Below are 13,577 nucleotides of genomic sequence, written 5' to 3'. Positions count from 1 at the left end.
CTGCTATTATCGTAAAGGAAAATACTGCTTTACTTGTTCAAGTGCATTTTCACTGATTAATTCTTTTCCATATTCCATTAAACGATGAACTGTTACATTTGATTCATTTGCATATTCTAAAATGATACTTAAAATGTTATCAATTTCAGCTACAAAGTCTTCATCATCTGTAAACTCAACGTATAAATAATATTTCCCTTCAAACACGTACATGCTGTTGATGATATCATCTAACTCTAAATGGTGACTTAAGGAAATTAAATGTTCTAAGTCTTGAAAGCGTGCGACGAACTGCAGCCCTTCGTCTTCTATAATTTCTTCTTCAAAATCAGCTTTTTTATTTTGATTCGCTTGATGATCAAGCAACGCTTCAATTTTTCCATCTACAGGGATATCGATTTTATCATTTTCACCAACAGGTACTTCGAACTTTTGACCGTCTTTTGAAACTTGTGCTCTTGTTACAATAACCTCTAGCCCCTTCTCAAGCGCGTGTACTTGAATCCAAAGAGGACCTTCTGCTACAAACTCTTCTTCTTGATGAATTTCGTCCATCATCTCCCAGAATAGCTCTTCACTGCGCTCTCGGCTAAACCAAATTTCATTGCGATCAAATCCACGTTCTTCAATATCTACGTAAGTGACAAAGAATTTTACTGTGTTTTCATTAATGCGTTCGATTTCCATTATCATCTCTCCCTTCGGAAAAATCAGTGAAGGTAATCCGGCCATTTCGAACATTACCCCTAAACGATGAAGGGACTATTTTACCCCCGTGTTAAAGCAATATTACATGTACTTTCTCACTTTGTAAAGCATTCTAACTTGGGATATACAAGCATACACTATTTGAGTGAACCTTGTATATCTATTTTATGACAAAATGCGAAAGAAAGGAAATAAAAAATACTCTGACAACTCATAGCCACCTTACACCTTACTTTGTTATATACATAATCTCTTTACCCTATGAACGCTTTTTGTTAAAAATGAACACAGATAAAGCAATATGAGCTACTTATCCTTACATATTGGGAGGGAAGACTATTGGATTTAGAATTAATAACCTCCATTCTTCTTATTATCGGTATCGATATTGTATTAGGTGGAGACAACGCTATTGTTATTGCCTTAGCAAGCCGCAACTTACCTGAATATCAGCGAAATAAAGCTATTTTTTTAGGGACTGGCTTAGCTGTGATAGTTCGCATTGTACTTACTATTTTAGCTGTTTATTTACTAACTATTCCTTACTTGCAGCTCATCGGCGGTTTTTTATTAGTGATCATTGCCTTTAAGCTTCTTGTATCAGAAGGTGATGATGCATCTTCAATCCGTGCAGGTGTGACATTAGGTGCCGCTGTAAGAACGATTGTATTTGCTGATATTGTAATGGGACTAGATAATGTAATAGCTGTAGCAGGCGCAGCTCATGGAAATATTACCTTGGTTGTTACCGGATTACTCGTATCCGTCCCCATTATTGTTTGGGGAAGCAAGCTCATTTTGTATTTGATGGAACGATTTCCCCTGCTCGTTTATGGTGGAGCAGCTATTTTAGCTTATACTGCTGGAAATATGATTGGACATGAAAAGAACTTACATTCATTCTTTGCAGACCATACATCTCTAGGAACATTTATTCCGTTTATAACAATTGCTGTTGTGCTGATAAGCGGCATGGTTGTTAATAGCTTTCGTTCAACTAAATGATAAAGAAGAGGCCATACTAAACATTTTTATTTAGTATGGCCTTTTCTTTAGTTTAATGAGCACAGCAGTCTTTTATTCATAAAACACTTTGTACACTTAAAAAATAATCTCTGTGAGTAAAAAAAGAATAGATGGTACGAGTAAGCAACCAAGACCTGTATAAAATGTAGCTGTCATGGCTCCGTAAGGTACAAGTTTTACATCTGTCGCGGCTAAACCAGCTGCTACACCGCTCGTCGTCCCCATAACTCCTCCATAGATCATTGCTGTACGAGGGTTGTTTAATTTGATTTTCTTAGCAAATATCGGTGTCAAAATCATAACTGAAATGGATTTAATTAATCCTATAGCTATACTTAACGCGATAATATCAGAAGAGGCTCCAATCGCAGTTCCAGAAACCGGCCCCACAATATAGGTCACGGCTCCTCCTCCGATTGTGGTCAAAGCAACGGGATCTCTATATCCAAAACAAAGAGCAATAATTACACCTATTACAAAGGAATAGAAAACCCCAAAAAACAAGGCCATCATCCCGCTGATTCCCGTTTTTTTGACTTCGCTAAAATTGGCACCGAACGCAGTAGCAATAATGGCAAAATCTCGCAGCATCCCTCCGCCCATTAAACCAATTCCTGAAAATAACTGTATATCAGAAATTCCTTTCTCTCCTCCTGTGTTCACTCCACCGATATAAGCAAGGATTAATCCAAACATAATAGCAATAGCAGATCCGTGAACTCTTCCTTTTGTTAATTTATCTGATAAAAAATAAGCAATATACATGACAATCCCAATAATAGCAAATGCCGTAATCAGCCCGTTATTTTCTAATCCTTCTTTGATCATATTCATCATTTTATCTGCTCCTTAGGTAAAATAGAAAGCTCTATTTCTTGTTCTTTCACCTTCGCTTTCTCTCCTATTCTGCTGATAAATGGTATGGATAAAAAGCCTACTACGACTACTACCACCCCTGCAAGAAGCGCCATCCCTCCTCCATCAAGAGCAGCTACAACATTTTGCTGTGCAGACATTGCTACCACGATAGGAATATAAATACCTCCCCAAAAAGCAATGCCTTCTTCGGATTTTACTTGGAGCTTATTTTTCTTCTTTAAATAATCCACTGCTAGTACAAGAAGAAGCATAGATACCCCTACTCCTCCAACGTTGGCTTCTACTCCCATCAGCCCTCCTAATGCGTCCCCTACAATTACCCCTATCAACATGCAAATAGACAGCAATGCTACACCGAAGATTATCATATTACTTCCTCCCCAATCCATTATTGAAAGCGTTTACTTTATTGTTTGAAAATAGTGTAAAGGAAAAAAGTTGAATAACCTATGCATTTTTAGTTATACACTTATATCAAAAATGACATAATGCAGCTTTTCTCTACTGTTCACTTTAGATTTATTCGAAAAAGAAATAAAAATCATGACATTTAGTCATGATTTTTATATGTATTCATGAGACATACCGGAGGGTAAATGTTTAAAATAATCGATCACAAACTGCCTGAAGATTTGTTGTAAATCCGTCACGTAGCCTCCATTGTTCCAAGCTAAAAAGATAGTACGTTCAAATGTTTCCTCTTCAATTTTCAGCAGTTTTACATCTTTTCCTGTAGAACCTCCCCAAGTTACTTCAGGAATAAAACCTATTCCTTGCTTCGCTCTAATCAAACCTCTCACTGTTGCTGGATCATCGCTTTCAAACGTAATTTGAGGTACAAAATTCTGTTCCTTACAAATTACATCCGTTATTTTCCTTAGCTCTTTCCCTTTCTTTAGCACAATGAATTTCTCATTTTTAAGTTCATTTAACTTTACACGTGATTTCTTGGCTAAAGGATGATCAAGAGGCACTGCGAGCAAAATCGATTCACGAAGCAAAGTAGTATGTTCGATCTGACGGGTTGTTAATGGAAAAGCTGAAATACATAAATCAAAATCAGGCTGTGAATAGCTATTAGTCAAGTGCTGCATCAGTCGAAAACGCACCTGAGGATATTGCTCACGAAACCTGCTTAATAGCTCTGGAAGTAAATGTGAACTAGCTAATACAACAAGGCGAATTTCTTCACATGGATCGTTCGACATATCCTTTAGCTCGTGCTTTGCATCTTCCAATGTTTTTAAAGCAAGTTCTACTTTGGCACAGAATGCTTTACCATACCGATTTAATTTAATGTATTTACCGTTTCGATCAAACAAACGAATGCCTAGCTCTTTTTCTAACTGTGAAATCGTTTTGCTGAGAGCAGGCTGAGATACGTATAGCTCTTCGGCCGCTTTACTGATATGTTCTAATCTAGCAACTACTTGGAAATATTTTAGCTGTAAAAGCTCCAATCCGTTCACCACCACTTTTATATGTTTAGATACTCTCTTTCTTTACTAATTACATATATACTTCATTTTCCCTGCTATTTCGACAAAAAATAAGCAGCAGAGGCCATTTGGCTCCCTGCTGCTTATTTTTTATATACCAACTTCAAGCAAACGTTACTTGGTTGGTTTCTTATTTAAATCTTAAACAGACAAATATAAAAATTAACCATTCACAAGTCTTTGAGCTTCGCGAAGTTGGAAAGTACGCACTTTACGTGGTAAGAAACGACGGATTTCGTCTTCATTGTAACCAACTTGTAGACGTTTTTCATCAATGATAATCGGACGGCGCAATAAGCCGGGATTTTGCTGAATTAATTCATACAAATCTTGCAAAGGCATAGCGTCTACCTGAACGTCTAGTTTTTGGAAAGTTTTCGAACGTGTTGAAATGATTTCATCTGTTCCATCTTCTGTCATACGTAAAATTTCTTTAATCTCGTCGATTGATAACGGCTCTGAAAAGATATTACGCTCTGTATATCCAATATCATTTTCCTCTAACCAAGCTTTCGCTTTACGACAAGATGTACAACTTGGTGATGTATATAATGTAACCATTTACTCCTTCACTCCTTCTATCATAATCGGTCATAACATTTAAAACATGAACTGTAAATCATGTTGTTTTATACAAACTTCAACGAGTGTAAATATTTAATGACTGATAATGAAAATCGATACTACTTTATAATTACTTTTAAAAAATAATATCTATTTGCATTATACTATAAACTTCATCGGAATGATATACTTTTTGAAGTGAACTAGTACATTAGTTCGTTCCTTCACTGTCATTATTTTCATTGCCGATTTTCTTCATTATTTATTTACCACACTACTATTACGAATAAACCTGTAGATTAGTTTCATTTTTTTTATTATTTTTTTCTTTCACAAATTCCCCAAATTTTTCAGTCACTAAAAAAGCCTTGCAGAAGAGCTGACTTTTCTGCAAAGCTTTTGAGATAACCTCTTATTTATTTAATAGCTGATGTGCTTTTTACTCGTCTCATTAAGATAGGATACAGTAACAGCCCGATTACAAATAAGCCAATACCTAAGAAAAATGTTTTTAAATCAGCTGTCCCTGTCTTAATCACCCAAAGCGAATAAATAAGTGCTAACGAGGCAATGATTCCGTCTTTTACTCGCGATCCTTTAATCGTGTCGTACGTCTCACCCGTCACAATAAGCTTTAATTGATAAACTGTCGTCACGAAATAAGGAACTAAATAAGCGAGAGTAGCTACAACAATAGCGAAATTATAGGCTTGCGAAACTGTACCTGAAATAGTCGCAAACAAAAACAACTGTGTTAAGCCATTTGTTAATGTTAGTGAGCGGGCTGGACTATTGTTCTGATTTGTTTTAGCAAACCACTGTGGAAACAACCCTGATTTTGCTGCTTGATAAGGAACTTCTGCACTAACAACAATCCATCCAACAGTAGAACCTAATAAAGAAATAAGTGCTAAAATGGCCATTACGTAAGCACCTTTATGTCCAATCACCATTTCTAACGTATCTACCAAAGGTTTTTGAGACTGCTGAAGCTGAGCTGTTGAAAGAATCCCCATAGCTAGAAGCGTAATCCCCACATAGATAACCATTGAGATCAATAATCCAAGCAGCGTTGCTTTCTTTACTACTTTTTGTGATTTTGCACGGTTAGATAACAGTACAGCCGATTCAATTCCGATAAACGCCCAAAGCGTAGCAATGGCTGCCCCATTGACCTGACTTCCCAATCCTACATTTATACCCTTTGAATTAACAAATTCTGTACTGACCAGGTTGGATGCGCTAAATAGCGATAGCGCCACAACAATAAATAAACCGAATCCAATAATTTTAGCTGCCGTTGTGATAAAGTTAATATTACCGGCGCTATTGATATCTCGCTGCAAAATAGCTTGAATTCCCCATAGGACAATAGAACATACTAAAAACGTAATGAATTTTCCAGCTTCTAATTGAAAATTTCCGACTGAGAATAAAATATCCTTACTCTCCATTACTGGAAAGAACGTTGTTAAATATCCCGCAAACGATATGATGACAGATGCTGTTGCAGCCCAGTTAGCTGCCCAATAGCCCCAAGCCATGCTATACCCTGCTACTTTACCTGCTTTAGGCGATGAAAAAAGATTCGCTGCATAACTTTGAGGCCCTCCTTTTAATTCGGGCTTTCTCATGACTAAATTCCCGAATACAAGAGCAATCATGAATACGCCAAGACCTGTTGCAATCCAAGCAAGTGTTGAACCGATTGGACTTGATACGTTTGCTAAATTAGAAGGAAGCATAAATACTCCGCCGCCTACCATATTACCAACTACAAAGGCTGTTAAAAACCAAAGTCCCCATTTTTTATCTTTCATTTGCTGTGTCTCCTTTTGCTTTCTAAAAGCTTAAACTTTTGAGATAGAAAGCTCGATGCTAATCTATTAACACGTAAAAATTATTTGTTTCTTCATTCATCTCTTCATTTGTTTAACAATATAATATATTAGCACACTAAAGCGAAAAGTGAAATAATAAATCCTTCATTTTCTTTTGGAAAAAAATGCGGCTGGGACACAACTACATCAATCTAAAGGTGAACAAATGGGATATATGAGTTCGTATGGACCGCGCTTGTTATACCGCTGCTGATTTCCGTGCAAGACTTCGCTTTCCGCGGGCGGCCGGTGAGCCTTCTCGTTGCTTCCGCAGGAGTCTTCGCCTTGCCCTCCAATCAACAGCTAGAAGCCCTACATACAGTAAACCTACGTTAACCATCACCATAAAAAAATCCGAACGAGTTGGATTCTTAATCAAGAATTCAACTCGTTCGGATCTTTCTTCAACGAGACTACTTTTGTTCGAGCCTCATTTTTTATCTTTTATGAAAACCTTTTGAATAGTAGACAACAACCAATAAAACAAACCATATCGGACCTACAATAAGGGCTATTCTTGTGTCAGAGGAAAAACCCATCACCACTACTACTCCCGCTAAGAAAGCAAGAGAGAGATATGACGTATACGGGAAAAACGGAAGCTTATATTTTAAATCACTTACTTGCTGATCGCTTAATCCTCTGCGGAAGCGAATTTGAGAAAGTAAAATAATTCCCCATGTCCAAATCGCTCCAATAGTAGCAATACTTGTCACCCAGGTGAACACCTTATCAGGAACTACATAGTTTAAGCCAACTCCCAGTAGCAGTACAACAGCTGAAGCAATAACTGCTGCACCAGGCACGCCGCCTTTTGTTAAGTTGGCATAGCGTTTTGGTGCTTCCCCGTGCTGAGCTAAATTAAATAACATACGGCCTGTACTAAAAATTCCACTGTTACAAGAAGATAAAGCTGCTGTTAACACTACAAAGTTTATAATCCCTGCTGCAGCGGGAATTCCAGCTTTATCAAATGTTAAAACAAATGGGCTTCCTTGTGTTCCGATCTCTGGCCAAGGATAAATAGACATAATAACAAACAAAGCTCCAATGTAAAAAATCAAAATTCTCCACAGTACATTATCAATTGCTTTTGTTAATGTCTTTTCTGGATTTTTCACCTCTCCTGCTGTTACCCCAATCATTTCAATACCAAGGTAAGCAAACATAACCATTTGAAGTGATAGAAGAACACCTTTCATACCATTCGGGAAGAAGCCCCCGTGATTCCATAAATTACTGATTCCTGTTGCAATACCGCCATTTCCAATTCCAAAGATAATCATGCCTAGTCCAAGCACAATCATAAGGATAATCGTTACTACTTTAATAAGAGAAAACCAAAACTCTAGTTCGCCATATGCTTTTACAGCTAAAAAGTTAACGCCTGTCATGATAACAAGTGCTGCAAGTGCCCATATCCACTGAGGCACACCCGGGAACCAAAACTCCATATATACCCCAACAGCTGTAATTTCAGCCATACATGTAATAATCCACATAAACCAGTAGTTCCAGCCTGTTAAATAACCAGCGAGTGGCCCTAAATAATCGTTAGCATACTTACTAAAAGAACCGGCTACTGGATTTTGTACTGCCATTTCACCTAGCGCTCTCATAATAAAAAACATAATAAGACCACTGATTCCATACATGATAAGAATACCAGGACCTGCTAACCGAATAGCGGATGCAGAACCTAAAAACAGTCCAACTCCGATAGCTGCGCCTAAAGACATTAAGCTAATATGTCTTTCCTCAAGTCCACGGCTTAATTCTTTTTCTTGCGTGTTCCCTTGCATAATTCTCTCTCCTAACATGTCCATTTCATTTAATAGCGGCTACTTGTATAGTATTAACTTATTTTTCAACCAATTAATTCTAGGCAGTGTATGTACTAAAAATCTGATATTGCAGGTTTCGCACCTGCACTTTTACCGCTATCACATCTATAAAATACAATATTAAAAAAACTTCACTTCGTTCATTTTATCAAAAATCACAAAAAATGCGATAGTTTTTTGTGATTTTCACAAATAAACTTACGATCGAAATATAATAAAAACCATTTTTTACATTATATGTTCTTATTCCGCTATAATTATCTAATTATTAAGAATAATCAATCGATTATTCTTCTATATTTTCAATTACAGATGCTTATTTTTCCCTAAAAAGGGTAAAGATAAGATAACTGTTTAAACACTATTATGAACATCATCATGAAAAGATCAGTAGGAGGGTGCTATGAATTGGTATGAAAAACTAAGTCAATATTTTCCCATTGAAGAAATGAAATCAAAGAAGCATATCGAAACGCTTTTACAAGAACGCAGCGATATTTATCATAAAAATGAAGGACCTCATCACGTATTAATGTACGTGGAAACAAACCAATTTATCTTTATTGATTACCTCTTTGTTTCAAAAGACGCTCGAGGTCAAGGGCTTGGCGGTAAATTAATTGATGAGCTAAAACAGCATAACAAACCAATTATCTTAGAAGTAGAGCCTGTAGACTATAAAGATTCAGACTCAGCAAAACGACTGCATTTTTATAAACGTGCAGACTTTAAGCATGCTCAAACAATTGGCTATAACCGCCGGTCATTAGCTACAAATGAAATTAACCAGATGGAAATTCTATATTGGTCTCCTACCTCTGAAACAGAGGAAAGCATTTTAAATAAAATGAAAAAAACGTACGAGTTAATTCATACGTACAAAGACAAAGAAATATACGGTGCGTCTTATCAGCCGGCAGATCAAGTATTAAAAATTGACAAAAATCGTAAAGACGGCGATATCTTAGCAGATTTATAAAAAGAAGGTAGACATGCGTCTACCTTCTTTTTATATTTTTGAATTATTATTCAACTTATAACATTATTAATCACTTATATTCCTTTAGTTATAAGGTTTATACATAGATATTTTGTCTTAAATATAAAATTCTGAAAATTTTCAATAGTATTTTTCAATCCTTTACTGTATAATACCTGTAAAGCGCTAATGTTACTTGTTCTTACATGTTTTTTGCAACTTGAAGCTTAGTGTTCTTTGATAACTAAATAAAAAACGACCTCGTTGTGAGATCGTTTTTGTTATGTTGTATATGTGGCAAACTCAGCTTGAGAACAAGACACATAGTGACCTGGAGATACTTCTCTAAGCTCCGGTTCTTCACCGTTATAGTCATGGATACTTGGATCATAAATTTTGCGCTGACGCGTTTTTTCACTGTCAGGATCGGGAAGAGGAATAGCTGAAAGCAACGCTTTTGTATATGGATGAACAGGGTTTCGATAAAGTTCATCACTTGGTGCAAGCTCTACAATCTTACCTCTGTACATAACGCCGATGCGGTCACTGATGTATTTTACCATTGACAAATCATGGGCGATAAATAAATATGTTAGTCCACGTTCACGCTGTAACTTCTTCATTAAGTTAACAACTTGAGCTTGTATAGATACGTCCAAAGCTGAGATTGGTTCATCTGCGATGATAAAATCAGGTTCTACTGCCAGTGCTCTTGCGATACCGATACGCTGACGCTGCCCGCCACTAAACTCATGTGGATAGCGATTTGCATGTTCTTTGTTAAGCCCCACTGTTTCAAGAAGCTCGTGAACCTTTGCCATACGATCCTTTTTCGTCTTAGCTAAACCGTGAATGTCAATGCCCTCTGCGATGATATCTGCTACGGTCATACGAGGGTTAAGCGACGCATATGGATCTTGGAAAATCATTTGCATTTTACGATTGAATTTTTTAAGCTCTGAGCGAGATTTGCGACCATGTACATTTTCGCCATTAAATAGCACCTCACCGCTAGTAGCGTCGTATAAACGAATAATTGTTCTGCCTGTCGTTGACTTGCCGCAACCGGATTCACCTACAAGCCCTAATGTTTCTCCGCGGAAGATGTCAAACGTCAGACCATCAACTGCTTTAATTGTTCCTTTACTTGTGAAAAAATGTTGTTTTAAGCCTTTAATCTCTAATAATTTATCTGTCATATTATTCACCATCCTTCGCTGCGAGTACAGGTGTACTGTATACATTATCAACTTTACGCATGCGGCGCTGAACTGAAGCAGGCGGCTCTACTTTTGGTGCATCGGGATGTAACAGCCATGTTTTCGCATAGTGCGTATCAGATATTTTGAACATTGGAGGCTCTTGCTCAAAATCAATTTTCATTGCGTATGGATTTCGCGCTGCAAATGCATCTCCCTTTGGAGGATTAGTTAAATCTGGCGGCGTTCCAGGAATAGCAGCCAGCTCTTCTTCTGCCTCGTTATCTAAGCTTGGCATAGAAGCTAGCAGTCCCCACGTATACGGATGTTTCGGATCATAAAACACTTCATCCACAGTGCCCATTTCAACAATTTGACCAGCATACATAACCGCTACTCGATCAGCTACATTGGCTACTACACCAAGATCATGGGTAATGAAAATAATAGATGTATCCGTTTTTTTCTGAATGTCTTTCATTAACTCTAAAATTTGAGCTTGAATGGTTACATCAAGCGCCGTTGTCGGTTCATCAGCGATCAGCAGTTTCGGATTAGAAGCAAGAGCCATCGCAATGACAACACGCTGTCTCATCCCGCCGCTGAATTCATGCGGATATTGGTTTACACGCTGTTCTGGAAAAGGAATACCTACAAGCGTTAATAACTCGACCGCACGTTTTTTCGCTTCTGCTTTAGACACTTTGGAGTGCTTGATTACGACTTCACCAATTTGAGCTCCAACTTTCATCGTTGGATTTAAAGAAGTCATTGGATCTTGGAAAATCATACCGATATCTTTACCGCGGATGGCTTCCATTTCTTTATCCGTTTTCTTAGCTAAATCAATACCGTCAAACAGCATTTCACCGCTTTTAATTTGGCCAGGAGGCATCGGAATAAGGCGCATGATCGTTTGTGAAGTTACACTTTTACCAGATCCTGATTCACCAACGATGGCTAGTGTTTCACCTTTATTTAAGTGGAAGTTAACGCCGCGAACAGCTTGAACTTCTCCGCCATATGTTTTAAATGATACAGCTAAATTCTTTACTTCTAATAAACGTGACATATGAGTTCACTTCCTTACTTACGTAGTTTTGGATCTAACGCATCTCGTAATCCATCACCAATTACGTTGAACGCTAAGATTGTTAAACAGATAAACAAACCTGGGAAAAATAAGCGCCAAGGATAGTATTCCAAAGCAGGTAAGCCTTCTGAAGCCATTGTTCCCCAGCTTGCAAGCGGTGCGGGAACACCTAGTCCCAAGTAGCTCAAAAATGCTTCTGTAAAGATTGCTGAAGGAATCGTTAGTGTCATTGTTACTAAAATTGGGCCTGTTGCATTAGGAATAAGATGTTTAAATAAAATACGTTTTGTTGTTGCTCCTAATGTTTGTGAAGCCATTACGTACTCTTGGTTTTTCAACTGCAATACCTGTCCACGCACAATACGGGCCATGTTAATCCAGCCGGTAATGGTCATTGCCAAAATCATCGTGCCTAACCCTTGGCCAAGCATAACCATTAAAATAATAACCAGTAAAAGGTAAGGAACACCATATAAGATATCCGCAACACGCATCATCGTTTCATCCGTACGGCCGCCGCGGTATCCAGAGATGCTTCCCCAAACTACGCCGATGAATAAATCAATTAAAGCTGCTGCTAACCCGATAAATAATGAAATACGAGCGCCTTCCCACGTCCGGGCAAAAACATCACGCCCTAATTCATCTGTACCGAACCAGTGCTCTGAAGATGGAGCCTGATTAGCATTCAGTAAATCATTAGTTGCATAATCATATTTCACCATCAATGGACCAAATATAGCCATAAAAACAAGGAGAACCATTAGTACTACACCAAACATAGCAAGCTTATTTTTGCGAAAACGAATAAAAACATCTTGCCAGAATGAAAGACTCGGTTTTTCAATCTTTTCTGCCTGAGCACGGTCAATCCCTGCTGTTTCAAACATTTCTTTAGGAATTTTCGGAAGTTGCTGCATAGTTACTCTCCTTTCTTAGCACCTGTAAGTTTAATTCGAGGGTCAATGAAGCCGTATGCAATATCTACAAGCAAGATACAAAAAAGTAGTAAAATACTGTAGAACACCGTTACGCCCATAATCGTTGTATAATCTCGGTTTGAGATACTGAGTACAAAGTGTGAACCTAATCCCGGGATACCAAATATTTTTTCAATAACAAAGCTACCCGTTAAAATCCCTGCTACTAAAGGTCCCATATAGGATACGACTGGAAGCATCGCATTTCGCATGGCGTGCTTAACTGTAATAACGCCTCTGCTTAAACCTTTTGCTTTCGCTGTACGAATATAATCATTACTTAATACTTCAAGCATACTCGAACGAGTTAATCGTGCGATAAACGCCATAGGGGTTGAAGCAAGTGCGAGAGCTGGTAACACCGTGTGTGCCCAAGATTCCCAGCGTGCAACCGGAAAAATTTGTAGTTTCATAGCCAGAACGTATTGTAATACCGCTGCCATGATAAAACTCGGAACTGAGATTCCTAGAACTGCAATAACCATTGCCGTGTAATCTTGCCACTTATTATGTTTTAAAGCAGCAATAACACCAAGTACTACACCAATAGCAATTGCTATTAAAATAGCTTCCATCCCTAGCATGAATGAAACAGGAAATCCGCCGTTAATCAAATCATTTACCGTTTGGCCTTTATATTTGAAAGATGGACCAAAATCCCACTTTAAAATTGATGTTAAATAATCAAAGTACTGATGGTACCAAGGCTGGTCTAAACCGTAATACTGATTTAGATTTTTTTGAATTTCAGGGGGAAGCTGCTTTTCTGATGTGAATGGACCTCCTGGAACAGCACGCATTAAGAAAAAGGTCGCTGTTACGATCAGCCATAATGATAGAAACATATAAATAAGTCGTTTTCCTATATATTTGAACACCCTGACACACCTCCATATTTTTACAAAATTCGCGCACAAGAAAGAAAA

General features: G+C 37.7%; 14 protein-coding genes. 2 read left to right on the top strand and 12 right to left on the bottom strand.

The annotated features are described in order from the left end of the window. Positions 1–6 precede the first annotated feature (6 nt). Positions 7–687 (bottom strand): adaptor protein MecA, encoded by a 681-nt coding sequence (mecA, locus tag ACN6NE_RS14570; RefSeq protein ID WP_013055427.1) that lies wholly within the window; start codon positions 685–687, stop codon positions 7–9. Between the two features lie 360 nt (positions 688–1,047). Here mecA and ACN6NE_RS14565 point away from each other — a divergent pair, with 360 nt between their 5' ends. Beyond that, positions 1,048–1,713, top strand: coding sequence for a TerC family protein (locus tag ACN6NE_RS14565; protein WP_029324771.1), 666 nt, complete (start codon positions 1,048–1,050; stop codon positions 1,711–1,713). 96 nt (positions 1,714–1,809) lie between these two features. Here the strand turns inward: ACN6NE_RS14565 and madM are convergent, their stop codons facing one another. The 7 genes from madM to ACN6NE_RS14530 form a co-directional block, all read right to left on the bottom strand. Continuing rightward, positions 1,810–2,571: a malonate transporter subunit MadM gene (gene madM / locus ACN6NE_RS14560; protein ID WP_474325750.1), complete on the bottom strand. Its 762-nt coding sequence runs from the start codon at positions 2,569–2,571 to the stop codon at positions 1,810–1,812. After that, positions 2,568–2,981, bottom strand: a complete 414-nt coding sequence (gene madL / locus ACN6NE_RS14555) for a malonate transporter subunit MadL (protein ID WP_013055424.1) — start codon at positions 2,979–2,981, stop codon at positions 2,568–2,570. Before madL ends, madM begins: the two co-directional genes overlap by 4 nt. Positions 2,982–3,176: 195 nt before the next feature. Further along, a complete protein-coding gene (locus ACN6NE_RS14550) occupies positions 3,177–4,073 on the bottom strand; it encodes a LysR family transcriptional regulator (RefSeq protein ID WP_192996588.1) in 897 nt (298 codons plus the stop codon). A 201-nt stretch (positions 4,074–4,274) separates the two neighbouring features. After that, complete coding sequence (gene spxA / locus ACN6NE_RS14545) at positions 4,275–4,673, bottom strand: transcriptional regulator SpxA (protein ID WP_013055422.1); 399 nt, start codon at positions 4,671–4,673, stop codon at positions 4,275–4,277. Positions 4,674–5,092: 419 nt separating this feature from the next. Further along, positions 5,093–6,496, bottom strand: coding sequence for an amino acid permease (locus ACN6NE_RS14540; protein WP_129706259.1), 1,404 nt, complete (start codon positions 6,494–6,496; stop codon positions 5,093–5,095). A gap of 259 nt (positions 6,497–6,755) precedes the next feature. Beyond that, positions 6,756–6,935 carry a hypothetical protein gene (locus ACN6NE_RS14535; protein WP_474326674.1) on the bottom strand — a complete coding sequence of 60 codons (180 nt, stop codon included), beginning with the start codon at positions 6,933–6,935 and terminating at the stop codon, positions 6,756–6,758. 58 nt (positions 6,936–6,993) lie between these two features. Beyond that, entirely contained in the window at positions 6,994–8,358 is a 1,365-nt protein-coding gene (locus ACN6NE_RS14530; RefSeq protein WP_129706257.1) for an amino acid permease, read from the bottom strand. A 445-nt stretch (positions 8,359–8,803) separates the two neighbouring features. Between ACN6NE_RS14530 and ACN6NE_RS14525 the strand changes: the two genes are divergently transcribed. Next, positions 8,804–9,379 carry a GNAT family N-acetyltransferase gene (locus ACN6NE_RS14525; protein WP_028407472.1) on the top strand — a complete coding sequence of 192 codons (576 nt, stop codon included), beginning with the start codon at positions 8,804–8,806 and terminating at the stop codon, positions 9,377–9,379. 281 nt (positions 9,380–9,660) lie between these two features. Here ACN6NE_RS14525 and ACN6NE_RS14520 read toward each other — a convergent pair whose 3' ends face one another. The 4 genes from ACN6NE_RS14520 to ACN6NE_RS14505 are packed head-to-tail and all read right to left on the bottom strand — an operon-like array spanning position 9,661 to position 13,529. Further along, positions 9,661–10,578, bottom strand: coding sequence for an ABC transporter ATP-binding protein (locus tag ACN6NE_RS14520; RefSeq protein WP_129706255.1), 918 nt, complete (start codon positions 10,576–10,578; stop codon positions 9,661–9,663). Position 10,579: 1 nt separating this feature from the next. Continuing rightward, positions 10,580–11,650, bottom strand: coding sequence for an ABC transporter ATP-binding protein (locus tag ACN6NE_RS14515; protein ID WP_057241321.1), 1,071 nt, complete (start codon positions 11,648–11,650; stop codon positions 10,580–10,582). Between the two features lie 14 nt (positions 11,651–11,664). Next, positions 11,665–12,591 carry an ABC transporter permease gene (locus tag ACN6NE_RS14510; RefSeq protein ID WP_013055416.1) on the bottom strand — a complete coding sequence of 309 codons (927 nt, stop codon included), beginning with the start codon at positions 12,589–12,591 and terminating at the stop codon, positions 11,665–11,667. Between the two features lie 2 nt (positions 12,592–12,593). Beyond that, positions 12,594–13,529: an ABC transporter permease gene (locus ACN6NE_RS14505; RefSeq protein ID WP_013055415.1), complete on the bottom strand. Its 936-nt coding sequence runs from the start codon at positions 13,527–13,529 to the stop codon at positions 12,594–12,596. Between the last annotated feature and the right edge of the window lie 48 nt (positions 13,530–13,577).

It is taken from the genome of Priestia sp. 53B2 (assembly GCF_056099005.1).
The sequence above is the reverse complement of the archived record's forward strand: the minus strand, read 5'-3'. Positions and strand labels throughout refer to the sequence as shown.